Genomic DNA, 25,498 nt, shown 5'->3' with positions numbered 1-25,498 from the left:
TGAAGGTGATACGATTTGTGAACAGGTGGCACGAAGTAGCACTAAGTTGAAATTCATGTCAATATCGTGGCATGTTTTTTCAAGAATGGTGCAATGTAGGGGTGAAAAAAGCCCGGGAGACGGCTCCCGGGCTTGGCGTGGTTCCTTGGCGGGAAAGGGCGTCAGGCGGCGGAGAAGAGCCAGGCCTTGTCCACGATGTCCTCCTGGCGGCTGAAGACGTAGGCCTTGTCTCCGGCCTGGAACCGGTAGGAGCCTTCGGGGTTGAGGGTCATGGCGCCGTCGCGGTCCACGGCGACGACGGTGAGGCCGTGCTCGCGGCGCAGGTGGGATTCCTGGAGGGTGTTGCCGTCGAGGCGCGAGCCCTGTTCCACGGTGAGCACGGCCAGGTCCATGCCCGAGAGCTGCGGCGTCATGAGCTTCTGGCCGTCCTGGGGCAGGGCGGGGGTGCGCAGCATGCGGTAGTTGGCCCCGCGCGCCTCCAGGATGAAACGTTCGATGGTCTGGTTGGGCACGAGGTAGTCCACCAGGACGCGGGTGAAGATTTCGATGGAGGTCTCGAATTCCTCGGGCACCACGTCGTTGGCCCCCAGGGCGAGCAGTTCCTCCACCTCGCCCATGAAGCGGGTGCGCACCACGATGCGCAGGGCGGGCGAGAGCTCCCGGGCGGCGGAGACCATGCGCCGGGCGGCGGAGGGGTCGGAGATTACCACCACCATCACGCGCGCGCCCAGGATGCCCGCGTGGCGGAGCACTTCGGGGTAGGAGGCGTCGCCGTAGTGGATGGGCTCGCCCTTTTCCCTTTCGCGGCGCACGGTGTCGATGTTCATCTCCAGCACGTAGTAGGCGATGCCGGCGCGTTTGGCGGCGTGGGCGATGCGCTGCCCGCCGGGGCCGAAACCCACGATGATCAGGTGGTCCTTGAGGGCTGTCTTTTCGTTGGGGGCCTGGGCGTTGGCGGGGGCGGCCCCGCCCAGGCGGGCCGCCAGCACCGGCCCCAACTGGATGAGCCAGGGCGTCACGGCCATGGTGATCACGCTGGAGGCCAGGAAGAGCTGGTAGGTGTCGCCCTCCAGGAGCCCCGTGTCCATGCCCACCTTGGCCAGCACGAAGGAGAACTCGCCCACCTGGGCAAGCACCAGGCCGCCCGCGACGGCGGTGCGCAGGGGGTAGCCCAGGGCCATCACCGCGCCTCCGGCGGCCAGGGCCTTGAGCACGATGACCGCCAGGGCGGCGCCCAGCACGAGCCCGGGGTTGTGGGCGATGAAGCCCACGTCCACCAGCATGCCCACCGAGACGAAGAACAGGCTGGTGAAGATGTCCTTGAAGGGGAGCACGCCCTCCAGGGCGTTGAGGGCGTATTCCGACTCCGAGAGCATGAGTCCGGCCAGGAACGCGCCCAGCGAAAGCGAGAGCCCCACGCTGGCCGTGAGCAGGGCCACGGAGAGGCAGAACACGATGGTGGCCATCAGGAACAGCTCGCGGCTGCGCACCTTGGCCACCGAGAGGAAGAAGCGCGGCACCACGTAGCGGGCCAGCACGAGCACCACGCCCACCACGCCGACGCCCTTGAGGGCCATGATGCCCAGGGAACTGGCCAGGTCGCCCCCCTTGCCGCCCAGGAAGGGCGTGAGAAGCATGAGCGGCACGATGGCCAGGTCCTGGAAGATGAGGATGGCCAGGCTCATGCGGCCGTGGGGGCTCTCCAGCTCGGCGCGGCGCTGCAGCTCCTTGAGCACGATGGCCGTGGAGGAGAGCGCGGCCAGGAACCCGAAGAAGAGGCCCTGGCTGGATTCGAAGCCGCCCGCCACGGAAAGGGCCTCGAAGAGGGCGATGGTCAGCCCGATTTGCACGAGCCCGCCCAGGAAGACCGGACGTTTCAGGCGCACCAGCTCCGAGGCCGAAAGCTCCATGCCGATGGAGAACAGGAGCAGCACGACGCCCATCTCCGCGATCATCTCCACCTGATGCACGTTCTTGACCAGGGCGAACCCGCCCGGACCGCAGAGCACGCCCGCGACAAGGAAGCCCACCACCGGGGGCAGGCCGATCTTGTGGCAGGCGAACATGACGCCCACGCTCATTGCGAGAATGAGCACGATTTCGTTCAGGAACGACAAATCCATCGGATGAGGCTCCGTTGCTTGGAAGGATGCGGTTTCAGAGGCGCGTCGCATGCGGGATGCTACGCATGAGCGAAACGTCCCGGAAGGGTTGCATATTCCGATGGCGAGCGCAACCCCTCGGGCCCGTAGGGGAAATAGGCTTTCGATCTGGCCCCGGGCGGTCTGGGCGCGCTGCGTCTCCCGGGCCGGGACGCAGGTTCAGGCCCTGAGCGCCTCCTCGAAGACCTCCAGGGTCTGTCGGGCCGTCTCGCGCCAGGAGAAGCGCGCGGCGTTGGCGCGGCCCGCCTCGCTCAGGCGGGCGCGCAGGGCCGGGTCGGCGGCCACGTCCGCCAGGGCCTGGGCCATGGCCCGGCGGTCGGCCGGGTCGGCCATGAGGGCGCTTTGGCCCGCCACCTCGGGCAGGCTGGCCGCCGTGGAGCAGACCACGGGGGTCCCCACGGCCTGGGCCTCCAGCACGGGCAGGCCGAAGCCCTCGTAGAGCGAGGGAAAGACGAAGGCCAGAGCGGCGGCGTAGAGCGCGGGCATGTCCGCGCGCTCCACGTGGCCCAGGCGGCGCACGCGGCCCTCCAGGCCAAGGGCGGCGACCCACCGCTCGAAATCCTGGCTCCAGCCCGAGCCGCCCGTGACCACCAGATCGGCGTCCGCGCGGTCCTTCACGTCCGCGAAGGCCTCCAGAAGCCCCTTGAGGTTTTTGCGCGGCGAGATGTTGCCCGTGTAAAGGAAGAAGGGACGCGTCAGGCCCAGGCGGGACTTGAGTTCCGCCACGGCCTCGGGGGGGACGGGGCGGTGGTAGAGGGGGTCGGCGGCCAGGTGGGTCACGCTCACCTTGTGGCCGGGCACGCCCAGGATGTCTTCCAGCTCGCGCCTGGTGTGCCCGGAGATGGCCAGCAGGCGCTCGGCGCGCCGGGCGGTGCGGGCCATGGCCACGCGCATGTAGAGCGTGTCGGCCAGACGGTACATGCGGTATTCGCCGTGGAAGTAGCCCAGGTCCATCATGGCGGCCACGGCCTTGCAGGGCACGCCGGGGGGCATGTTGGAGGAGGGGAAGAAGGCCAGGTCGATGCCGTGGCGCTTGAGCGCGGGAGGCAGGCGGAACCAGTCGAAGACGAGGCGGTTGGAGCAGCCCAGCGAGACCTCCTCGGCCCCCGGGAAGCGGCCCAGGAAGCGGGCGTCGGAATGGAAGAGCACGTAGGTGTTGCGCCGGTCCAGTTCCAGGAGGGCGTCCAAAAGGCTCACGAGGTATTCCCGCACCCCCCCGGAGGGGTATTCGAGGCTGCGGCAGCTGACGGCGATGCGCATGGAGGAGGTATAGCCGCCCGGAGGCCCCAGGGGAAGGGGCAGGGCCCGTGATGCCGCACGAGGCGGGGGGGCGTCGGCGGCGGGCAGCGCCCTGGCGCGCTCCCGGCGCTCAGCCCGCGAGGGCGCGCCCGGAGGCGACTCCCGCCGCCGCGAGACCATGGGGCGGACTCCGCGGGATCAGTCCGCGAGGCCGCACACGGCGGTGACGGTCTTGGCCGGGACCAGGGCGAACCCGGCCGTGAGGCCGAGGCCCTGCAGGGCAGGGCCCGCCAGGCGCAGAAAGTGGGCCTGGGCCTCCAGGGGGAAGTCGCCGTAGCCGGGGCTGTAGCGGCGTGTGGCCCGGCCCCCGCGCGTGGCCTGGCCGGAGCGCACCCCGGCGTGCAGCTCCTTCATGGCCTGCTCCACAAGGAAGCTGCCCATCCTGTCCAGCACGTAGCCCGCGAAGGGCCTGCCCGAGGCGAAGCGCTCCCCGGCGCGTCGCTCCACGCCCTCGCCCAGGGTGGCGGCGAGCAGAACAACGCTCGTACAGCCCACCAGGGTGCGTGCCAGGTCGCGGCTTTGGGCCGCGTGGGGCGCGAATTCCCGGAGGAAGTCCCCGATGGGCAGTTGCTCGCGCCAGGTTGTCGGGCGGGCCAGCGCAAGGGCCTCGTCCCAGAGGGGCAGGGCTTCGGCGGCGGCCGGGGTGTCCGGCTTCAGACGCAGGTGGCGCAGGAGTCTGGGAAAGAGAGAGTCTTGCATCGCGCCGGTGGGAAGGCGTCTCAGAACGAAAGCCCGTGGCGTTTCCTGGCGAAGGCGCGGCACGGCTCCCAGCGGCAGTTGGCCAGGCAGGGGAGCTTGCGCCCCGAGGCCAGGGCCGCCAGTTCGGCCGCGGCCGAGCCAAGGCGCAGTTCCATGGTCACGGCCTTCACGGCCAGCCAGTGGAGCGCCCCCCTGCCGTAGCGGGACTGGCACAGGGCCACCTCGCGGCGGTACACGTCGCCCCAGGTGGCTGTCTTGGAGGCGGGCTGAAGCCGGAAGGCCGCCACGAAGCGCGGCACGCGCGCCATGGCCCGCCCCTGGCTCATGCGCTGGAAGAGGTCGAAATCCATGCAGTAGCGGAAGGCGGGGTCGATGCCGCCCACGGCGCGGTAGGCCTCGGCGCGCCAGAACGTGGACTGCTGCGGCACGCACATGGTGTAGCGCATCTTGCGGGCCGAGGGGCCGGGCACCATGTCCAGCATGGCGGGCCGTTCGTCCTCGGTGACGAGCACGGTGTCTCCGCTGACCATGGCCGCCTCGGGCCTTGCCGCGAAGGCTTCGGCCACGTGGAGCAGGGCGCGCTCGTCCCAGAGGTAGTCGTCGGAGTTGAGCCAGCCCCAGACCTGGCCCCTGGCCCGCGAAAATCCCTCGATGAGCGATGCCGTCTGCCCGCCGTCCGGGGCGCTGCGCCAGTGGGCCAGGTGGCCGCCGTGGCGTGCGATCACGTCCAGGGTGTCGTCGGTGGAGCCGCCGTCCAGGAGGATGTGCTCCACGGAAACGCCCTGCTGGCCGGCCACGCTCTCCAGGTTGCGCCGCAGGTAGCGCCCCTGGTTGAAGGAGGGCGTGACGATGGTGAACGTGGGCAGCGCGGCCACGGCTTACGCTCCGGCGGTTTCGCGCAGCACGCGCCAGAGGGTTTCCCCGGCGCGGTCCCAGCGGTAGCGGGAGGACTGGACGAAGCCCTTGGCCACCATGCGTTTGCGCAGGTCCGGGTCGTCAAGCACCTGGGCGAGGCGGGCGGCCAGGTCTTCCGGGGAGGCGGGGTCGAAGGCCAGCCCGGCGTCGCCCGCCACCTCGGGCAGGCTCGCGGCGTCGGCGTAGACCACGGGCGCGCCGCTGGCCTGGGCCTCCACCACGGGAAACCCGAACCCCTCGTAGAGCGAGGGGAACACGTAGGCCAGCGCCAGGCGGTAGGCCTGGCAGAGGTCGGCCTCGGAGAGGTAGCCCAGGCAGCGCACGCGCTCCTTGGGGAAGCCCTCGGGCAGGGTGGCCAGCAGGGCCTCCCGGTCGCCGAATCCGGCCACCGCCAGCATGGGGATCTCGCGTCCGGCGCGGCGCAGGATGTCCAGCGCGAGGGGCACCACGGAGAGGTTCTTGTGGGGCTGAAGGTTGCCCGCCGTGAGCAGGAACGGTTCGGTGAGGCCGTGGCGCTCGCGGAAATCGCGGGCCAGGTGGGCCTCGTCCTCGCCGGGGGGGCGGAAGTGCACCATGTCCACGCCGTGGGTGGGCAGGATTTCCAGTTTCTGGGCCACCTTGCCGAACACCCTCAGCATCTCCCCGCGCGAGGCCTGGCTGCACGTGAGGGCACGGTCCGCGCGCTTGAGCCCGGCCTTGTGGCGCAGGCGGAACACCGAGCGGATGTGCCAGGCCAGCGTTTCGGGGTGGGCCTCCCAGAGCACGTCGTGGTACATGCCCACGGCCTTGCCGGGCAGGAAGGGCGGAAAGAGCCCGTCGGGCGAGAAAAACACGTCCAGGCGCGTGAAAAGGCGCTGGACCAGCATGCCGGTCTGCTGCCAGGCGTAGAGCGAGGGGGTGTTCACGGTGCGCGCCCGCGCCAGGCCTCGTTCCACCAGGTCCAGGGCCACGGGGTTCACCAGGGGCTTGCCCGCGAAGAGCGTGAAGCGGGCCCTGTCCCCGGCGGACTCCACCACATGGGGCAGAATGCTCTCCAGGTAGCGGCCGATGCCGGTGCGGTAGGGGTAGCTTAAGGGGCTTGCGTCGATGCCGACGCGCAGGACCTTGGGCATGCCGGGGTCTCCGGCGCGTTGACATGCGCCAAATTTCTGGAATAGGCAAGCCTGTTCATGCGAAAGATCATCCTGGCCCAGCCGCCCCTGGGGCTCGCCTCCACTCTGCGACAGACCGCGCGTCTGGCCTCCCCCCTGGGGGTGGCCCGCCATTTCGCGCGCCATGGCGAAATCCTGCGCGAATTCACCCGCCTGGAGTTTTCCGGGCGTTACCAGGGCACCGTGCTCGGCATGCTCTGGAGTCTGGTGACGCCCCTGACCAGCCTGGCCGTTTACACCTTCGTCTTCTCGGTGGTGCTCAAGGCCACCTGGAGCGGGGCCGGACAGGGCGGGGTGATGGAGTTCGCCCTGGCGCTCCTTACCGGCCTGGCCTGCTTCGAGGTTGTGGCCGGGGCCGCCGCGCGCGGGGCCACGGTGATGAGCGAGAACGTGAACTTCGTCAAAAAAGTGGTCTTCCCCCTGGAGGTGCTGCCCGTCAGCGTGGTGCTGGCTTTGTGCCTGCAATCGCTGGTGGCTCTTGGGCTGGTGTGCCTGGCCCGGGCCTTCACCGGGGAGGGGCTGCCCGCCACGGCGCTGCTGGCCCCGTTGGGCTACGTGCCGCTGGCGCTCTTCGCCTCGGGCCTGGGGCTGTGGCTGGCGCCCGTAGGCGTGGCCGCCAAGGACGCCGGGCACGCGGTGGGGGCCTTCATGCAGCTTTATTTCTTCCTGACGCCCATCGTCTACCCGCTCACGGCCGTGCCCGAGCGCTACCGCTTCCTCCTGTCGCTCAACCCGCTGCATCCGATCATCGAGCACTTCCGGCGCACGCTCCTCTGGGGCCAGACCCCGGACTGGACGGCGCTCGGCCTGTGCACGCTCTTCGCCCTGACCTTCCTGCTGGCGGGGTTCGCGTGGTTCATGCAGCTCAAGAAGGTGTTCGCCGATGTCCTCTAGCCCCCTCGTGAGCGTGGAGGGCGTGGGCAAGGTCTACCACCTCTACCAGAGCCCGCGCGACCGTCTGCGCCAGCTCCTGGCCGTGGGCGGGCGGCGCTTCTACAAGGAACACTGGGCGCTCCGGGACGTAAGCTTCGACATCGCCCCCGGCGAGGCCTTCGGCATCATCGGGCGCAACGGGGCGGGCAAGTCCACGCTCCTCCAGGTGATGGCCGGGGTGCTCCAACCCACCCTGGGCCGCGTGGAGACCCCCGGGCGCGTGGCCGCCCTCCTGGAGCTGGGCAGCGGCTTCAAGCCCGACTTCACCGGACGCCAGAACGTGTTCGTGAACGCAGCCGTCTTGGGCGTGCCCCGGCGCGTGGCCCAGGAGCGCCTGGACGACATCCTGGCCTTCGCCGACATCGGCGCGCACATCGACCAGCCCGTGCGCACCTACTCCTCGGGCATGTTCCTGCGCCTGGCCTTCGCCGTGACCATCTGCCTGGAGCCCGAGCTGCTCATCGTGGACGAGGCCCTGGCCGTGGGCGACGTGTTCTTCCGCCAGCGCTGCTACGCCCGCCTGCGCCAGCTCATGGACAAGGGTGTGGCCGTGGTGCTGGTCTCCCACGCCATGAACGACGTGGCCCAGTTCTGCTCGCGCGCCCTCTACCTGGAGCGCGGGGGCGTCAAGTTCCTTGGTCCGGCCATGGACGCCGTGAAGATCTACATGCTGGGGCCGGGCTCCGCATGCCCCGCGCCTTCCGGGCTGGACGCGGAACTGCCCGCCCCCGAACCCTTCGGAGAGGACGCCCCCTGGCCCGCCCCCGAGGCCTTCCTGGACCTCTCCGCCGCCGGGCGCGCCGAATCCGGCTTCGCCGTCTGCGAGGCCGTGGCCCTCACCGACTGCTCCGGCCGGCCCTGCCGCGCCTTCGAGCAGGGGGCCACCGCCCGCTTCTGCGTGGAATACCACGTCCGCGAGCCCCTGGAAGTGCCCGTGGCGGGGGTGGAGATCGTCAGCGAGCAGGGCGTCATCGTCTTCGGCAAGAACACCCTGCAGTACGACTGCCGCGTCCCCGAGAGCGTTCCGGCCGGGAGTCGCCTGCGCTTCATCTATGAGGTGAAGCTGGACCTGGGCATCGGTGAATACGCCTTCGGCGTGGGCCTCACCGCCATGACCCGCGAGGACTTCGCCCGCCGCGCCGAAATGACCCACCCGGAGCTGGATTCGCGCAACGCCGTGCTCTCCGCGCTCTCCAACGCGGGCAGCTTCTCGGTGGTCTTCCGCACCACCGACACCGCGCCCGTTCAGCTCACCCACCACGGAGCGGCCAATCTTCCCGGAAACGCCAGCACGGCCTTCCTGCCGCCCCGGGACCAGGACCCCAACCCCCACTGCGAGAGCGCATGAACGAAGACTTCAAGGCCGTCATTCGGGACCTCTCCACGGGCTTCCGGGCCGAGGCCCCGCTTCCGGCGTTTTTCGAACGCCTGCTCCTGAACGTCCCCAAGCTCTGGCGCTGGTGGGACATGGGCTTGAAGGGCCTGGGCCGGACGTTCCCCGCCCTCTGCGCCGGGCGCAGGCCGGGAGAATCCCCCCTGGTCGCCGTGGACCTCTGGCCGCTCTTGCCCGGCGGGGCCAACGGCGGGGCCAAGGTCTTCACCCTGGTGCTCCTGGAGACCATGGCCGCCATGGCCCCGGAGCGCACCTTTGTCTTGGTGGCCAACCCCGCCGCCCTGGACGAGCTGCGCGCCCTGGAGGCCCCCAACCTCAAGGTGCTCCCGGCCCGCAAGCAGTGGCTGGCCAGGCCCCCGAAAAAGCTCCTGGGACGCCCCATCGACGCCTGGTTCTGCCCCTTCACGCGCCCCTATTTCCAGGATCCGGCCATCCCCCTGGTCAGCGTGATCTACGACCTCCAGTACCACTACTACCCCCAGTTCTTCTCCGACGAGGAGCGCCGGGGCCGCGACCAGACCTTCCAGCTGGCCGCGCGCCGCTCGGCGCGTCTGGCCTGCATCTCGGACTACGTGCGCTCCACGGTGCTGGAATACGGCAAGCTGCCGCCCGAAAAGGCGCGCACCGTGCACATCCTCATCCCGCGCCGCCTCACCCCTCCTTCCGAGGCCGAGACCCGCGCCGTGCTGGACCGCCTGGGGCTCTCCCCCAAGGGCTACTTCATCTATCCGGCCAACTTCTGGCCCCACAAGAACCACGCCGTGCTCCTCACGGCCTTCTCGCTCTTCGCCCGCGCCCACCCGGACGCGCCCGTGAAGCTCGTGCTCACCGGGGCCGATACCGGTCAGGCCCAGGCCCTCAAGGAGGCCGCCCGCGCCATGGGCGTCGCGGAGCGCACGCTCTTCACCGGCTACGTCAGCGACGACGATCTGGCCGCGCTCACGGCCGCGTCCCTGGCCCTGGTCTTCCCCTCGCTCTTCGAGGGCTACGGCATGCCCGTGGCCGAGGCCATGTCCCTGGGCGTGCCCGTGGCCTGCTCCGACGTGACCAGCCTCCCCGAGGTGGGTGGCGACGCCGTGCTCCTCTTCGACCCGCGCAAGCCCGAGGACGTGGCCCAGACCCTGGCCCGCCTGGCCCTGGAACCCGGCCTGGCCGCCGAGCTCTCGGCAAGGGGCCTGGCCCGCGCCGCCGCCATGGGCGGCCCCCAGGACATGGCCCAGGCCTACCTGGACCTCCTGGACGAGGCCCTGCGCGGCCTGGGTGCGCAGAGCCACGCCCTGGACGGCATCGCCGGCGGGCGGGTCAGCGGCCCCGTCTTCGCCGCCTTCGGCCCCGCCTCCGGCAGACAGTGGATCGAGGCGCGCTTCGTCAACCACGGCCCCGAGCCCGTGGCCGTGCGCGCCAGCCTGGACGGCAAGCCCCTGCCCGTCCCCGCGACCCTCGCGCCCGGCGCGAGCCTGGACATCCGCCGCCTCGCCAGCCCCTACGGCGGCTGCCTGGACATCGCCTTCGAGAACCCCCGCGACGTGCGCTGCGATCGCCTGGCCCTCGCCGGGTCCCATCCCCTCGATCTCCTGGAGACCCCATGCCGACCCTGAGCGTCGTCACCCCCAGTTTCAACCAGGGCCGCTTCATCGGCCGCACCATCGACTCCGTGCTCTCCCAGGGCGTGGACCTGGAATACGTGATCATGGACGGCGGCTCCTGCGACGAGACCGCCGACGTGGCCAGGGCCTACGAAGGACGCCTCCTTTTCGTCTCCGAACGCGACAAGGGCCAGACCGACGCCCTCAACAAGGGCATCGCCGTCACCTCCGGCGAGATCATCGGCTGGCTCAACTCCGACGACGTGTACTACCCCGGCGCGCTGCGCGCCGTGCTGGACCACTTCGCCGCGCACCCCGAGTGCGACGTGCTCTACGGCCAGGCCGACCACATCGACGAGCACGACGCCTTCATCGAGGAATATCCCGTCGAACCCTTCGACCTCACGGCCCTGGAGGAGCGCTGCATCATCTGCCAGCCCGCGCTCTTCTTCCGACGCCGCGTCGTCGGCCGCTTCGGGCTCCCCGACGTGAACCTGCGCTATTGCATGGACTACGAATTCTGGCTGCGCCTGGGCCTGGCCGGGGCGCGCTTCCACCACCTGCCCGTGAAGCTCGCGGGCTCGCGCTTCTACCCCGACACCAAGACCCTGGGCCAGCGCCTCCCCGTGCACACCGAAATCAACCGTATGCTCGCCGACACCCTTGGCCGGGTCCCCGACCGCTGGCTCTGCAACTGGGCCCACACCCTCCTGCGCGACACCATGGGCTTCGACCCCGCCAGGCGGTACACCACCGCCCTCATCGCTGCGGCGGCGCTGGGCGCCAGCCTGCGCTGGAACCGGACGATCCCCGCCAGCCTGTGGCGGACGGTGAAGTCGTGGTTGTGAGCGCGAGAAGAAGGGAGAAGAGGCCTCCGGCGGGCAAAGAGGGCTCCGCCCTCTCTGCACTCTCCCGCCAGGGGGAGAGCCTCCCCCTGGACCCGGCGGTTGCTTCGCGTCGGCGGCTGTCTGCTGCTTGCGCCTGGTCGTCTCCGGCGTGCCTGGTGAAGCCCGCGCAGCAATTGCGGGTCCAGGGGGGGCCCCCCCCTGGCGGGTGCAGGGCGGAGCCCTGGCGGGTGCAGGGCAGCGCCCTGCCGGGTCCGGGCGGAGCCCGGCGGGGTCCGGGGCGGAGCCCCGTTCTCCGGGGGCGCGCATGCTGGTAGGCTTCGACGTCAGCCAGACGGGTGCGGGCAAGGCCGGTTGCGGTTACCTGGCGCACGGGCTGGTGCACGCCTTGGCGGCGCGCGGGGTGCGTTTCGTGTTCTATCCGCACTTCGGGGACCTCTACTGGGAGCCCCGGCCCGGGGCGTGTTCGTGTCCTGGCGAGGGGCGGCGTGGTCCGACGTTCCGCTGGTTCGAGCGCAGCAAGCGTTTCTGGCGCGAACCGCCCGAGGATTTCGAGGCGCGCCTGGGCGGGCCGGACGTGGTGCATTCCAACAATTTCTTTTGTCCCGTGGGGTTGAAGCGAGCGCGGCAGGTTTATACGTTGTACGACCTGTCGTTCCTGGAGAACCCGGGCTGGACCACGGAGCAGAACCGGGTGGGGTGCCTGGACGGGGTGTTTGGGGCGAGCCTGCGCGCGGACTGGATCGTTTCGATCTCGCGGGCGAGCCTGGAACATTTTCTGCGGGTGTTCCCGCACTATCCCCGGGAGCGCACGTCGGTGATGCATCTTGCGAGCCGGTTCGGTCTCGGGAGCGCCATGCGTGTCCCGGCGCGCCTGAAGGGCGTGGAGCCTGGGAAGTTCTGGCTGTGCGTGGGCACCATTGAGCCGCGCAAGAACCAGGAGCGGCTCTTCGAGGCCTTGGCGCGCCTGGGCGGGAAGCGGCCGTTGGTGCTGGCGGGCGGCCGTGGCTGGCTGATGGACGAGATGGGCCGCAAGGTGAACGCCCTGGGCCTGGCCTCGCGGGTGAAGCTTACGGGGTATGTGGACGACGCGGAGCTGGCGTGGCTCTACGCCAACTGTTTCGGGTTCGTGTACCCTTCGTTGTTCGAGGGGTTCGGGTTGCCGGTGCTGGAGGCCATGAGCCTGGGCGCGCCGGTGATCACGTCGGGGGTGTCGAGCCTGCCGGAGGTGGCGGGGGACGCGGCGCTGCTGGTGGACCCGCTGGACGCCGGGTCCATTGCGGCGGCCATGGCGCGCCTGGAGTCCGACGAGGTGCTGCGCCGGGAGCTTTCGCGCCGGGGCGAGGCGCAGGCGGCCCGCTTCAGCTGGGACGCCGCAGCCGGGGTGGCGCTGGAGGCGTACGGGCGCGTGCTGGAGCTGCCCCTCCTGGGGTCGTGAGCGGCGCGCGCGGCTTGACACGGCAGGAGCGGGGTCATAATTAGGCCTGTTCGCGCACGATTCCATCCCCCAACGCATCATTCTCCAAAGGAGTCCCCCATATGGCGTACGACATCCGCCTCGTGAAGCTCATCAACGGCGAGACCGTGCTCGGCAAGTACGACGAAGAGACCCAGGGCCTGAAGGACGTGGCCATCCTCCAGTCCGTGCCCACCCAGCAGGGCGTGCAGATGCTGCTCCTGCCCTTCGGCTATCCCTTCGAGACCGAGATCGGCGGGGCCGTGAAGGGAGAGCACATCCTCTACAATTTCAAGACGTTCCCCGAGGAACTCAAGAACAAGTACCTGGAGGCCACCTCCAACCTGACCATCTCCTCGGCCCGCGACCTGAACATGCTCAACAAGATGGCCCCCGCGGGCGGCAAGAGCGGCTCCGGGCTGATCCTGAAGTAGTTCCCGAGCGGGGGGCGCGCAGCGTTCCCCAGCTTTTTTGGGCGTCCGGCCCGGGGGTGTTTTTGATGCGGCCTTGGCCGCCGCAACGCCCCGAGACGGGAATCTCCGGACTTGTTTTCCCCGTCCGTCGACCGGATGGCCCCAGCGCTCTCCGGCGGGTTCCCGCGCGCGGCAACCCGCCGGAGAGCGCGTCGCGCCGGGGAGTTCAGCTCCGTGCCGGGCGCCGTCCGGCCCACCATCGCGCCGATCGTCCGCTCCCGGGACGCCAACCCTCTCAACCAAGGCCGGGCCTTCCCGGCGACCATCCATCATGCGACGCATCCTGCGCCTTCTCCCCAAGCCCAGCCATTTCGCCGGGGCCGAGTGGGGCGCGGTCCGCAAGGACCCTGCCTCCGTCTCGGTCCGCGTGGCCCTCGCCTTCCCCGACATGTACGAGGTGGGCATGAGCTACCTGGGCCAGAAGATCCTCTCCGAGGCCGTGAACCGCCGCCCGCGCCTCTGGGCCGAGCGCGTCTACGCCCCCTCGCGGGAGGCGGCACAGGTGCTGCGCGAGCACGCCGAGCCCCTGTGCACCCTGGAGTCCGACACGCCCCTGGCGGAGCTGGACGCCGTGGCGTTCCACATCACGCACGAGCTGTGCTACACCAACGTGCTCTACATGCTGGACCTCGCGGGCATCCCCCTGCGCGCGGACCAGCGCGGGGCGGAGCATCCGCTGATCCTGGCGGGCGGCGGCTGCGCCTTCAACGCCGAGCCCCTGGCCCCCTTCGTGGACGCCATGGTCCTGGGCGACGGCGAGGAGGCACTGCCCGAGGTGCTGGAAGCCATCGGCCGGGCCAGGGAGCAGGGGCTGGACCGCCTGGGCCTCCTGCACGCGCTGCGCGCCGTCCGGGGCGTCTACGTGCCCGCGTTCTTCGAGGGCTCCAAGCCCCTAGTGGAGGGCTACGGGCGCGTGGAGAAGGCCGTGGTGGCCGACCTGGACCAGGCCCCGTTCCCGCTGCTGCCCGCCGTGTCCTGCGGCCAGGCCGTGCACGACCGCATGAGCCTGGAGATCGCCCGGGGCTGCACGCGCGGCTGCCGTTTCTGCCAGGCGGGCATGATCTACCGCCCCGTGCGCGAGCGCAGCCTGCCGGAACTCGGGCGCATCGCCGGGGAAGGGCTGGCGGCCTCCGGCTACGAGGAATTGTCCTTCCTTTCGCTCTCCACGGGGGATTTCTCGGCCCTGGAGAGCCTCTTCGAGCAGTCGGCCCAGCGCTGCCTGGCCGACCAGGTGGCCATCAGCCTGCCCTCCCTGCGCGCGGGCACGCTCTCGCCGCGCATGCTGGGGCTCATGGCGAAGCTGCGGCGCACCGGCGCCACGGTGGCCCCCGAGGCGGGCAGCGAGCGCCTGCGCCGCGTGATCAACAAGGGCATCACCGAGGAAGACATCCTGGCGCACGCCGAACGGCTCTTCGCGGCCGGGTGGCAGTCGGTGAAACTCTATTTCATGATCGGCCTGCCCACCGAGACCGACGAGGACCTGGAAGCCCTGGCCGACCTGGCCGTGAAGGTGCTCGGCCGCGCCCCGCGCGGGGCCAAGCGCCTCCAGGTGACGGTGGCCGTCTCCACCTTCGTGCCCAAGGCCCACACGCCCTTCCAGTGGGAGGCCCAGATCGGGCGCGAGGAGACCGAGCGCCGCCTGGGGCTCATCAAGGCGCGCATCGCGCCCTACAAGCGCATCTCCATAAAATGGCACGAGCCGCGCATGAGCTGGCTTGAGGGCGTGTTCTCCCGGGGCGGGCGCGAGCTGGCCCCGGCCGTGGAGCGCGCCTACGCCCTGGGCGCGACCTTCTCCAGCTGGGTGGAGCACCTGGACCTGGACCCCTGGGAACAGGCCTTCCGGGAATGCGGCATCGACGCGGGCGCTTACCTGGACGCCCGCCCCCTGGACGCCCCCCTGCCGTGGGACCACCTGGGCTGCGGCGTCACCCGGCGTCACCTGCTGGGCGAGCGCGAGCGCGCCCTGGCGGAAAAGGCCACGCCGGACTGCCGCTACGGCGACTGCGTGCGCTGCGGGGCCTGCCCATCCCTCTGCGGCGACGAGCAGGACGCCTCGGGCGTGCGCCCAAGGCTCAACCGGGGCGAGCCCGAGTGGAAGGCTTCCATGGAGCAATCCCGCGAGGAACCTGCCGGAGAGCCCCGGGAGGACGCCCCGGATGCGTCCGCGGGTGCGCAGGAGGGCGGCGGGAACGCGGCCTCCCCCAGGCCCCAGGCGCGCGAGGAGCTCACGCGGCGCGCGGCCCACTACCGCGTGTGGTTCTCCAAGACCGGCCCGGCGGCATACCTGAGCCAGCTGGAGCTGGCCAGCGTGCTGGAGCGCGCGCTCAGGCGCTCGGGGCTCAAGCCGTCGTTCTCGGCGGGGTTCCACCCCATGCCCATGATCACCTTCGGCTGGGCCCTGCCCGTGGGCGTGGAGAGCCGGGAGGAGTGGTTCGCGCTCTTCCTGCGTGAGCCCGCGCTGCCAGGCGCCGTGTCGGAAAAGCTCGGGGCCGCGCTGCCCGAGGGACTCAAGATCCTGCGGACCGATCCGCTGGGCATGGGCAAGAAGGTGGCCCAGCCCGTGGCCGAGGAATTCCGTCTGGCCTACCACCTGCCCGAGGCGGAGCGGGCAACGCGCGTGGCCCAGTGGCGGGACTTCCTGGCTGCCGGACACTTCCCCTGGTACAGCGTGACCAAGCGCGGCGCGCGCACCATGGACATCCGCCCCCTGGTGACGGGTCTCACCGAGCGTCAGGACGCGGAACTGTCCATCGTCTTCTCCTGGCGCGACAACCGCTACGCGAGCCCCCTCAAGCTGGTGTGCGCGGTGAACGAGGGGCTCTCGCTCAAGGACTTCTCGCTCACCAAGGTGCGCCAGATCTTCGAGGGGCCGGACGCCCCCCTGTCCCGGGGCTGACGCGCGCCAGGAGGCTGCCGGATCCCGCGGGGAGCTGGGCGCGCGGTCCCGGGGGGCTTCAGTCAAGGCAGGCGGTTTCCCTGGCCAGCGGCAGGGCGATGACGAAACGCGCTCCGCCCTTCTCGGCGTTCTCCACGCGGATGGTGCCGCCGTGGTTGCGCGTGACGATGAAGTAGGAGACCGAGAGCCCGAGCCCAGTGCCTTCTCCGGGGGGCTTGGTGGTGAAGAAGGGTTCGAACACCTTGCGCAGGTTGGCCGGGTCGATACCGGGGCCGTTGTCCTCCACTTCGATGACGGCGTGGCCGCCCTCGCGGCGAAGTCCCAGGCGGATGCGCGGTTGTCCGTCCGCCGGGGGGTGGGCGAAGATCGCCTGGGCCGCGTTGCGCAACAGGTTCACCACCACCTGCTCGATCTCCATGGGCGAGCAGGGCGTGGGAGGCACGCCGGGGGCGTAGTCGCGCACGATCTCCACCTGCTTGAAGTCGAATTTGCGCTTGAGGTCGTAGTCGGTGGAGGCCAGTTCCAAGCTGCGGTCCAGCAGTTCCGTCAGGTTCACGGGGGTGGACTGCTCCTGGGCGCGCCGGGTGAAGGAGAGCATGTTGGCCACGATGCGCGCCGCGCGCTCGCCTGATTCCCGGATGCCCGTCAGGAAATCGAGGATTTCCCTGTCTTCCACGTAGCGCCGCACGGCCTCCAGGGGGCACCCGGCCTTCCGGGCGGCCGCCTGGTTGGCCGGAAGGTCCGGCGAGAGGCGTCGGGAGATGTTCTGCACGCCCTGGAGCACCCCTGCCAGGGGGTTGTTGATCTCGTGGGCCATGCCCGCCGCCAGACCGCCCAGGGACATCATCTTCTCGGTTTGGAGGATGAGCTTTTCCATGCGCGTCTTGGCTGTCACGTCGTCGAGGCGGATCACCGCGCCGGGCGTTGAGCCGGTGGAGGCGGGGAACACCAGCACGTCTTCCTGGCGCTGTTCGCCATCGTGTTCGTAGGCCTGGCTGTCCAGGGAGACGGGCTTGTTCTCGCGCATGGCGGTGCGCACGGCCTCCAGGTGCGCTCCCAGGCGCGGCAGAACCTCATCGAAGCGCCTGCCCAGCAGGGACTCGGCGGGCAGGCCCGTGGCGGCCAGCGCGCCCTTGTTGCAGTGGGTGACGTGCAGCGCCTCGTCCACGCCGATCACCACCGAGGGCATGGAGTCCAGGATGTTCTGGATGAAGGCGTGCGCTGCCAGCAGGCGCTCCTCGGCGCGGGTGCGCTCGGTGATGTCCTCCAGGATGCCGTCGTAGTGCAGGAACCGGCCGTGCCCGTCCTGGGCGGCGCGCACGTGGATCAGGCCCTGGCGCACGTCGCCGTCGGCGCGGCGGAAGGGGAAACGGAAGTTGGAGACCTGGCCCAGCCGGGCCACGGCGTTCAGGAGCCGGTCGCGGTCGCAGGCGCGCAGGTACATTTGGGAGCCCAGGTCGGTGATGGAGGCCACCAGGTCGTCGGGCGACTCGTAGCCCAGGATGCGTGCCATGGCCGAGTTGGCCGAGATGAGGCGTCCGTCGGGCAGGGAACGGAAGATGCCCGCCAGGGCGTTCTCGTAGAGGTCGCGGTAGCGGCTTTCGGCCTCGGCCAGTCCATGCCGGGAGGCGGCCAGGGCCTCATAGCGCTCGCGCAGCTTGCGCACCATCACCACGATGGAGCTCGAGAGGCTTTCCACCTCGCGCGGCAGCGCGCCAACGGGCGGCAGGGCGTCGGCGTCCTCGCTGGAGCTCACGTGCGCGGCGTAGTTCTCCACGGCCTTGAGCGGGCGCACCACCAGCCGGTCCAGCACGATGTGCAAAAGACCCACCACGAGCAGGTTCATGAGCACGATGCCCAGGAGCATCTTGAGCATGAGCCCGCGCAACGTCTCGATCACGTGGGTGTCCGTGGCGTGGACGTCCACGCTGCCGATGAGGCGCCCGTTGTAGGTGATGGGCTGGAAAACGTGTATCTCGCCCAGGGGCGGTTCGTCTCCGGAGGCGTCCCGCAGCTCGCCCTGGGCGTCGCGGCGTCGCACCACCACCGCGCTCCCGGTGACCGAATCGTGCACCGCCACCGCGACCACGGCCCGGTCCTGCAGGGCGTTGTCCACGATCTTTCGGGTGAGGTCCTCCTGGAAGTTCCAGATGGGCAGGGCCAGGGCCGAGGCCAGCTGGCGCGCCGTGGACTCCACCGATTCGCGCAGCCCGCGCAGGTGCGTGTTGCGCTGGGCGAGGTAGTCCGCCGCGCCCACGGACACGAGCACCGTGGTGACCACGGAGAACAGCGTGAGGCTGATCAGTCGCGAAAGCGGCGGCTTGTAACGCAGCATGGCCCGGCCCGGTTGAGATGGATTCGCCACGGACGACTCCAAGTCTTACTAGGCTACGCGACGAGCGGAAAATGATCAAGGCCGGGCGCGGAAGGGACCATCGATCCGTCGATTCCCTGGCGGCGCGGGCGGCTTTGGGGTATGGGGATGGGGCGGCAATGCGCCGCTACCCGTCCCCCCAGGGAGTTCCCATGATGCGCAGGCTCTTCGTCGTGCTTTTCGTGGCGGTCGCCGTGGCCGCAGGTTTCGTGCTCCACGACCGGCTCCAGCGGACACCGGCGACCACGCCGCCGCAGGAGCAGGCCGCGCCCGCTCCCGCCCCCCAGGCTCCGGCCTCTCTGGTCCCGGCCGAAGCCCCAGCCTCGCCTCCCGCCGCACAGGCGGACGCCGCGCCCGTCCCGGCGCTTGCGGCCCCGGACATCCCCCCCGTGGTCGACGGCCGCATCCTGGCCAAACTGCCCAACGGGCTCACCGTGCTCATCCAGGAGGACCACCGCTTCCCCCTGGTGGCCCAGCGCCTCTACGTGCGCGCCGGGTCCGCCTACGAAACCCCCGGCCAGGAAGGCCTGAGCCACCTCCTCGAACACATGGCCTTCAACTCCACCGGCAAGCGCCCCAAGGGCGGCGCGGCCCGGGACATCGAAGCCGCCGGGGGCGACGCCAACGCCGCCACCAGTTTCGACTACACCCAGTACATGGCCAACCTCCCGGCCGCCGCCTGGAAGATGGGCCTGGACGTGCTCCAGGACATGGTCTGGAACGCCGCCTTCAACCCCGAGGAACTGGAACAGGAAAAGAAGGTGGTGATCGCCGAACTGGAGCGGGGACAGGACGAACCCGGCCAGCGCCTTTTCCAGATGAGCCAGGCACAGGTCTGGAAGGGCATGGGCTACGCCCATCCCATCATCGGCACGCGCGAAACCGTCCAGGCCGCCACGCCCGAGAGCCTGCGCGCCTATGTGCGCCGCCTCTACCAGCCCCAGTCCATGCTCCTGGTGGTGGTGGGCGACGTGGACGCCCGCGAGGCCTACAGCGAGGCCGCCCGGCTCTTCGGAACGCAGGCCAACGACCGCGACGCCCTCCCGCCCCCCACCGCCGACATGCCCCCCAACGCCGCAGGACCCACCTCCAACGCCGCCGCCTTGGACCTGCGCAAAGCCAGCCTGCGCCTGAGCTTCGCCGTGCCCGGCATGCACTCCGCCAAGGACGGCCCACTGGAAGTGCTCTGCGACATCCTGGGCGGCGGGCGCACGTCGCGGCTGCACCGCAAGCTCGTCTACGACCTCCAGCTCGCCGACTCCGTGAGCGTGGGGGCCATCACCCTGGAGCGCGGCGGCATGCTCTCCGTGGACGCCACCCTGGACCCCGCCAAGCTCCCCGAATTCTGGCGGGCCCTCGTGACCGAGCTGGCCGCCCTGAAGGCCTCCGACTTCACGGCGGAGGAAATGGACCGCGCCCGCCTGGGCATCGAGGATTCCCTCCTGCGCGCCCGCGAAACCCTCTCCGGCCTTGCCAGCAAGCTCGCCTACTACCACTTCTTCGGCTTCGGAGACCCCGGCGAGGCCAACGCCGTCTACGCCGTGCGCAACACCGATCCCGCCGAACTCCAGGGACTCATCGACACCTACCTCAACCCCGCCAACGCCAGCCTCTCGCTGCTCCTGCCCGGAAAGGACCAGGGCGAGGCCCGCGAAGCGGCCCAACGCTTCGTCGCAGCCCTGGCCGCCGCCTGGCCCAAGCCCGCCCCGGCCGCCGCCAAGGACCCCGACGCCAAGTCGACAGGCGTCGAGGTGATCGAACTGGGGCAGGGCCGCACCCTCGTGCTCCTGCCCGACCCCACCATGCCCTACGCCTCCGTGGCCCTCTCCTGGCGCGGCGGAGACGCCCTGCTCACGCCCGGGCAGCAGGGTCTGGGCGAACTCACGGCCAAGGCCCTCACGCGCTCCACCCTCAAACGCTCCACCCACCAGCTGGAAGACGACCTGGCCGACCGCGCCGCCAGCCTCGCCGCCACCTCCGGCCGCGACGGCTTCACAGTGAGCGCCAGCTACCCCGCGCGCTTCTCCAAGGACGTGCTGGAAATCCTGGCGGAAGCCATTCTGGAACCCGCCTTCGCGCCGGACGAGATCGAACGCGCCGCCAAACTCCAGCTCGCCCAGATCGCTCAGGCCCAGGACCGCCCCATGAGCCTGGCCTTCCGCCACCTCTTCCCCTACCTCTACCCGGGGAGCCACTACGGCTACCTGCGCGCGGGAACCCCCGAGGCCGTGGCCGCCTTCACCCCGGAAGACGCCCGCGCCTACTGGGAGGCCCAGCGCGCGCTGCCCTGGACCATGGCCGTCTGCGGCGTCTTCGACCGCCAGGAAATCCTCGAACTGGCCCAACGAATTGGCGCCACCCCCGCCACCGCCGCCCCCGGCTTTACCCAGCCCGCCTGGACCGGCGAAAAACAGCTCGCGCTCAACCTCCCGGGACGCAACCAGACGCACATCCTGCGCGTCTACCCCGTGCCCGGCAGAACCAGCCCCGACTCCCCGGCCCTGGAACTGCTCAAGACCGCCCTGGCCGGGCAGGGCGGGCTGCTCTTCAAGGACCTGCGCGACAACCAGGGCCTGGGCTACTCCGTCACCGCCTTCCTCTGGCAGGCCCAGGAGACCGGCTTCCTGGCCTTCTACATCGGCACCACCCCGGAGAAACGCCAGCAGGCCCTCGACGGCTTCGACCGCATCGCACGCGACATCGCCGCGCAACCCCTGCCCCTCGAACTGCTGCAACGCGCCATGAACTCCCTGGAAGGAGACTACTACCAGGACCGCCAAAGCCTCTCCAGCCGCAGCCACGAAGCCGCCGGAAACCTGGCCTTCGGACTGCCGCTCGACTACGAGCGCGAACTGCTCGCCAAGGCGCGCCAACTGGGTCCCGAAGACGTGCGCAAACTCGCCGCCCAGGTGCTCGACCCGGAGAAAGCCCGCCTGCTGGTCATCGAACCCTGAGGTCGCAGGGGCCGCGCGGCCAGGACGAAGCCAGGCAGGGCTCCGCCCTGCACCCTGGAGAGGGCGCTGCCCTCTCCAGACCTCTCCCGCCAGGGGGGAGCCCCCCCTGGACCCGGCAATTGCTTCGCGGGCTTCACCGGGTATGCCGTCGTGTCCCGGCCCTGTGTGCCCCTGCGCGCGCACCTCTCGGCGGATCGTCTTCCAATCGGTCCGGCGAGAGGTCGCGCGCAGGGGCACACAGGGCCGGAACGCCCGCACAGCAGCAGACACCCGCCGGGAACGCGCTCAAAGCAGCGCTCATCCCTGCCGGATCGCACGCCGTCGCGAAGCGGAAAGGGATTCCAAAGGGCGCAGCCCTTTGGCCGCCGGAGGCATATTCTCCGACAGCCCACGCCTTCGCGCCGCCACGCGGGCGAGCGGCCGCTAGTAGTAGTTGCGCAGCTTGAGTTCCAGGGGGTGCGGGCGCAGGTAGGTCTGGCGGGCGAGGTATTCCACGCCGTGGCGGCGCACGTGGTGGTTGATGAGGGTGACGGGGACGATGAGGGGCGTGAGGCCCCGGCGGTAGTCCTCGATGACTTCCGCCAGTTCCTGTCGTTCGTCCTGGGTGGTGGTTTTGCGGAAGTATCCGGCCATGTGCTGGAGCACGTTCACGTGGCGGGCCACGGTGGCGGGTTTGGCCATGGCGGCCAGGAGCATGGCTTCGTAGCGGTCGGGGGCGTCGGGCAGGGAGGCGGCCTGGGCCACGAGCCGTCCCATGTCCTTGGCCAGGGCGGGGGAGTGGGCCATGGCCAGGAGCTTGTGGCGGGCGTGGAAGTCGATCAGGGCTGCGGTGTCCGCGCCGCGGGCCAGGGTGTCGCGCCAGGCGCGCAGCACGAAGAGGCGTTCGATGAAGTTTTCGCGCAGCCTGGGGTCGCTCAGGCGGCCTTCCTCCTCCACGGGAATCAGGGGGAAGCGTTCCATGAAGGCCCTGGCGAAGAGGCCGACGCCTGTGTGCGCGGGCATGCCTCCCTTTTCCGGGTAGACCTTCACCCGCGCCATGCCGGAGGAGGGCGAGCGGCTCTTGAAGACGAAGCCGCAGAGGTTTTCCCCGGCCAGTTCCTCCACGCGGCGCGCGGCCCAGGCGCGCATGGTCTCCGTGAGGTCGCGTCCGGAGCGGATGGTCACGAGCCGGGGCGCGGCGGGGTCTCCCACCAAGCGCATGGCCTCGCGGGGCGTGCCGAAGCCCGCCTCCACCTCGGGGCACACGGGCACGAATTCCACGTAGCGTCCCAGTTCGCCGGTGATCCAGCGGTCGTGCTTGTGGCCGCCGTCGAAGCGCACGGGGTTGCCCAGCAGGCAGGAGCTGACGCCCAGGCGCATGGGGGCCTCGGCGCGGACGGCGGCGGGAGCGGGAGTGGAGTTGGTGGTCTTCATGACCGGGCACTCTAGCGCCGTCGGGGCGCGATGTCGAACGTCGGGAGCGCCAAAGCGGGAGAAAGGTTGCGGCGAAGCCGATTTCGTGGCTCACTGCGCGGGCGGCGTCGCGCCGCCGATCCAGCAGGAGGAGCCGCATGAGCGAATACGTCCTCGCACTCGACCAGGGCACCACCAGTTCCCGGGCCATCCTCTTCAACCGCGAGGGGGACATCCGCCAGATCACGGCCAGGGAGTTCACCCAGATCTACCCGCAGCCCGGCCGGGTGGAGCACAATCCCTACGAGCTTTTCGACACCCAGGCCTGGGTGATGGCCGAGTGCCTGCGCCAGGCCGGTGTGGGGGCCGGGGAGGTGGCCGCCCTGGGCATAACCAACCAGCGCGAGACCACCGTGGTCTGGGACAGGGCGACCGGCGCGCCCGTGCACAACGCCATCGTCTGGCAGGACAGGCGCACGGCTGGGTTCTGCGACGAGCTCAAGGCGCGCGGGCTCGACGGGGTGTTCCGGGACAAGACGGGCCTGGTGCTCGACGCCTACTTCTCGGGGACCAAGGTCCGCTGGATCCTGGACAACGTGCCCGGGGCCAGGGCCAGGGCGCAAGAGGGCGGGCTGGCCTTCGGCACGGTGGACTCCTGGCTCGTCTGGAACCTGACCAAGGGGGCGGCGCACGTCACGGACGAGTCCAACGCCAGCCGGACGCTGCTCTTCGACATCCGCGCGGGCGCGTGGGACGAGGAGCTGCTGGACATCCTGGGCGTGCCCGCCTCCATGCTGCCCCGGGTGGCGCGTTCCTCCGAGGTGGTGGGCGAGGCGCACCCGGAGTTCCTGGGCAGGCCCCTGCCCATCGCGGGCATGGCCGGGGACCAGCAGGCCGCCACGTTCGGCAACGCCTGTCTCCGGGCGGGCATGGCCAAGAACACCTACGGCACGGGCTGCTTCATGCTGCTCAACACCGGCGACAACGCCCGGCGCAGCGGGAACAACCTGCTCACCACCACGGCATGGTCTCTCTCCGGGGGGCGCTCCTACGCCCTGGAGGGCAGCGTGTTCATGGCGGGCGCGGTGGTGCAGTGGCTGCGCGACGGCCTGGGCATCCTCCGGGAGGCCCGCGAGGTGGAGGAGCTGGCGCTCTCCGTGCCGGACAACGGCGGCGTGGTGCTTGTCCCCGCCTTCGCGGGGCTGGGCGCGCCCCACTGGGACCAGTACGCCCGGGGGGCCATGGTCGGGCTCACGCGCGGGGCCACCAAGGCCCACGTGGCGCGCGCCGCCCTGGAGTCCATCGCCCTGCAGACCCTGGACATCATGGAATGCATGGAGAAGGACGCGGGCGTAACGCTGCACGCGCTGCGTGTGGACGGCGGCGCGAGCCGCAACAACCTGCTCATGCAGCTTCAGGCCGACGTGCTGGGCGCGCCGGTGGAGCGCCCCCGCGTGACGGAGACCACGGCCCTGGGCGCGGCCTTCCTGGCCGGGCTGGCCGTGGGCTTCTGGAGCGATCTTGAAGAGTTGGAATCTCTGTGGCGGCTCGACAGGCGCTTCGAGCCCGCCATGTCCCGGGCCGGGCGCGACGCCCTGGTGGGCGAATGGCGGCGCGCCGTGGAACGGGCCAAGGGCTGGGCCAGGGAGTAGCCCGGACGCGCGCGGGCTGATGACGGGGGCCGCCTCCCGCGAGGGGCCTCGGCGTCCGACAAGCCCCGTTGCGGGGTTTGCGGGAGCCGCGCGCGCTCAGCCCGCGAAAAGGGGCAGGGTGACCACGCAGCGCGTGCCCTCGTCCTCCAGGGGGGCCAGGGTGACGTTGCCGAAGTACTTGCTGGCGATCACGCGGGCCATGGGCAGCCCGAAGCCCGTGGCCGTGGGCTGGGTGGAGTGGAAGGGGCTGAAGGCCTGGCCCGTCTTGGACTGGTCGAAGCGGATGCCGTTGTTGGTGATGACGACGGTGGCGAAACCGCCCTGGGCCTGGGCGGGGTAGGCTTTCACGGCCACGCGCGGGTCGTGGCGGTCGGCGTACTGGAAGGCGTTGTCCAGCAGGCAGGCGAAGAGCACGCAGAGTTCCATGGGGTCGCCCGAGAGCACGGCGGCGGCGGGGTCGATCTCTCGCGCGAGGGGCGCCAGGGGCAGGGTGCTGGCGGCGGCGAGCTTTTCCAGGGCGCGGTCCAGCACGGCGTCCAGTTCCGCGCGGCGGAACGAGGCCTGCTGGGTGGTGATGTCCATGTAGGCGTTCACGTTTTTGGCCATGCGCTCCAGGCGCTGGGCCTCGGCGAGGATGGTCCCGGCTGCCTCGCGCTCCGGCCCGTCCTCCGGGTGCAGGCGCAGGAGCTTGCGGGCCGCGCCGCCGATCACGGAGACGGGGTTGCGCACCTGGTGGGAGATGCCCTGGATCACCTCCAGCTCGCACTGGGTGGCGTAGGTGACGAAGGCGTCGGTCTCCACGAGCATGGAGAAGTCCACGGCGCGGTCCAGGGCGGTGAGGGCGGTGGTGCGCTCCTCCAGGGGCAGGGCCGTGACGGCGATCTCGTGCAGGAAGGCCCGGGCGATGTTGTAGGCCAGGGTGACGTAGCGGTGATCGATGTTGTGGATCACGTGGGCCTGGCCGCTCTTCCAGACGTGGGCCATGAAGTCCTCGCCCACCCCGGAGGTGAAAAGGATGCCGAACCAGCTGCGCCAGTTGGCGTTGAGCTTGCCGGTGGGCTGGTTTTCCAGGATGATGCGCAACTGGGCGCGGGAGCGCACGAAGCCCTCCACCTTGTCCGCCAGTTCGGCGGTGCGCGGCAGGAAGATGTCGGCCCACCGCGTGAGGGGGTTGGCCTCGGGCGTGTCGGAGAGGCCCAGGAGTTCGCGGAACTGGCGCAGCCGGTCCTGCGGCGGGGGGAGAAAGGCCATGGGGTCTCCTTGCGTTGACGGGTGGAAGAGGCTACTGACGCTGGCTTACCGTATTTCGTGGAGATGG

General features: G+C 70.4%; 17 protein-coding genes. 9 read left to right on the top strand and 8 right to left on the bottom strand.

All coding sequences use genetic code 11. The features are described 5' to 3' along the window. Positions 1-161 precede the first annotated feature (161 nt). The 5 genes from NNJEOMEG_RS02310 to NNJEOMEG_RS20425 form a co-directional block, all read right to left on the bottom strand. Entirely contained in the window at positions 162-2,123 is a 1,962-nt protein-coding gene (locus NNJEOMEG_RS02310; RefSeq protein ID WP_173080878.1) for a monovalent cation:proton antiporter family protein, read from the bottom strand. Positions 2,124-2,321: 198 nt separating this feature from the next. Further along, complete coding sequence (locus NNJEOMEG_RS02305; RefSeq protein ID WP_173080876.1) at positions 2,322-3,422, bottom strand: glycosyltransferase family 4 protein; 1,101 nt, start codon at positions 3,420-3,422, stop codon at positions 2,322-2,324. Positions 3,423-3,599: 177 nt separating this feature from the next. Then, entirely contained in the window at positions 3,600-4,160 is a 561-nt protein-coding gene (locus tag NNJEOMEG_RS02300; RefSeq protein WP_173080874.1) for a hypothetical protein, read from the bottom strand. Between the two features lie 20 nt (positions 4,161-4,180). Beyond that, a complete protein-coding gene (locus NNJEOMEG_RS20430; RefSeq protein WP_235956799.1) occupies positions 4,181-5,035 on the bottom strand; it encodes a glycosyltransferase family 2 protein in 855 nt (284 codons plus the stop codon). Between the two features lie 3 nt (positions 5,036-5,038). Continuing rightward, positions 5,039-6,187 (bottom strand): glycosyltransferase family 4 protein, encoded by a 1,149-nt coding sequence (locus tag NNJEOMEG_RS20425; RefSeq protein ID WP_235956798.1) that lies wholly within the window; start codon positions 6,185-6,187, stop codon positions 5,039-5,041. 57 nt (positions 6,188-6,244) lie between these two features. Between NNJEOMEG_RS20425 and NNJEOMEG_RS02290 the strand changes: the two genes are divergently transcribed. From NNJEOMEG_RS02290 to NNJEOMEG_RS02260, 7 genes are all read left to right on the top strand, one after another. Then, on the top strand, positions 6,245-7,120 hold the full coding sequence (locus NNJEOMEG_RS02290; protein WP_173080872.1) for an ABC transporter permease: 876 nt from the start codon (positions 6,245-6,247) through the stop codon (positions 7,118-7,120). Further along, positions 7,110-8,507, top strand: a complete 1,398-nt coding sequence (locus NNJEOMEG_RS20870) for an ABC transporter ATP-binding protein (protein ID WP_173080870.1) — start codon at positions 7,110-7,112, stop codon at positions 8,505-8,507. The genes NNJEOMEG_RS02290 and NNJEOMEG_RS20870 overlap by 11 nt, the downstream gene beginning before the upstream one ends. Further along, a complete protein-coding gene (locus tag NNJEOMEG_RS02280; RefSeq protein ID WP_173080868.1) occupies positions 8,504-10,150 on the top strand; it encodes a glycosyltransferase family 4 protein in 1,647 nt (548 codons plus the stop codon). The genes NNJEOMEG_RS20870 and NNJEOMEG_RS02280 overlap by 4 nt, the downstream gene beginning before the upstream one ends. Next, the gene (locus tag NNJEOMEG_RS02275) at positions 10,138-10,986 is read left to right on the top strand and encodes a glycosyltransferase family 2 protein (RefSeq protein ID WP_173080866.1); all 849 of its coding nucleotides are present in this window, start codon (positions 10,138-10,140) and stop codon (positions 10,984-10,986) included. The genes NNJEOMEG_RS02280 and NNJEOMEG_RS02275 overlap by 13 nt, the downstream gene beginning before the upstream one ends. A gap of 304 nt (positions 10,987-11,290) precedes the next feature. Next, entirely contained in the window at positions 11,291-12,421 is a 1,131-nt protein-coding gene (locus NNJEOMEG_RS02270) for a glycosyltransferase family 4 protein (protein WP_173080864.1), read from the top strand. 101 nt (positions 12,422-12,522) lie between these two features. Beyond that, positions 12,523-12,873, top strand: a complete 351-nt coding sequence (locus tag NNJEOMEG_RS02265; RefSeq protein WP_173080862.1) for a hypothetical protein — start codon at positions 12,523-12,525, stop codon at positions 12,871-12,873. Positions 12,874-13,183: 310 nt separating this feature from the next. Further along, positions 13,184-15,808, top strand: a complete 2,625-nt coding sequence (locus NNJEOMEG_RS02260; protein ID WP_173080859.1) for a TIGR03960 family B12-binding radical SAM protein — start codon at positions 13,184-13,186, stop codon at positions 15,806-15,808. 58 nt (positions 15,809-15,866) lie between these two features. On the opposite strand, the gene NNJEOMEG_RS02255 is transcribed toward NNJEOMEG_RS02260, so the two are convergent. Further along, complete coding sequence (locus tag NNJEOMEG_RS02255; RefSeq protein ID WP_173080857.1) at positions 15,867-18,173, bottom strand: PAS domain-containing sensor histidine kinase; 2,307 nt, start codon at positions 18,171-18,173, stop codon at positions 15,867-15,869. 161 nt (positions 18,174-18,334) lie between these two features. On the opposite strand from NNJEOMEG_RS02255, the gene NNJEOMEG_RS02250 reads away from it, so the two are divergent. Then, positions 18,335-21,136, top strand: coding sequence for a M16 family metallopeptidase (locus NNJEOMEG_RS02250; RefSeq protein ID WP_173080855.1), 2,802 nt, complete (start codon positions 18,335-18,337; stop codon positions 21,134-21,136). Positions 21,137-21,559: 423 nt separating this feature from the next. Here the strand turns inward: NNJEOMEG_RS02250 and NNJEOMEG_RS02245 are convergent, their stop codons facing one another. After that, on the bottom strand, positions 21,560-22,549 hold the full coding sequence (locus NNJEOMEG_RS02245) for a YbgA family protein (protein WP_173080853.1): 990 nt from the start codon (positions 22,547-22,549) through the stop codon (positions 21,560-21,562). Between the two features lie 137 nt (positions 22,550-22,686). On the opposite strand from NNJEOMEG_RS02245, the gene glpK reads away from it, so the two are divergent. Next, positions 22,687-24,180 carry a glycerol kinase GlpK gene (glpK, locus tag NNJEOMEG_RS02240; protein ID WP_173080851.1) on the top strand — a complete coding sequence of 498 codons (1,494 nt, stop codon included), beginning with the start codon at positions 22,687-22,689 and terminating at the stop codon, positions 24,178-24,180. A gap of 96 nt (positions 24,181-24,276) precedes the next feature. Here glpK and NNJEOMEG_RS02235 read toward each other — a convergent pair whose 3' ends face one another. Next, entirely contained in the window at positions 24,277-25,431 is a 1,155-nt protein-coding gene (locus tag NNJEOMEG_RS02235; RefSeq protein ID WP_173080849.1) for an ATP-binding protein, read from the bottom strand. Positions 25,432-25,498 lie beyond the last annotated feature (67 nt).

It is taken from the genome of Fundidesulfovibrio magnetotacticus (assembly GCF_013019105.1).
Lineage (GTDB): Bacteria > Desulfobacterota > Desulfovibrionia > Desulfovibrionales > Desulfovibrionaceae > Fundidesulfovibrio > Fundidesulfovibrio magnetotacticus.
This window is presented reverse-complemented; position numbering and strand designations above follow the sequence as displayed.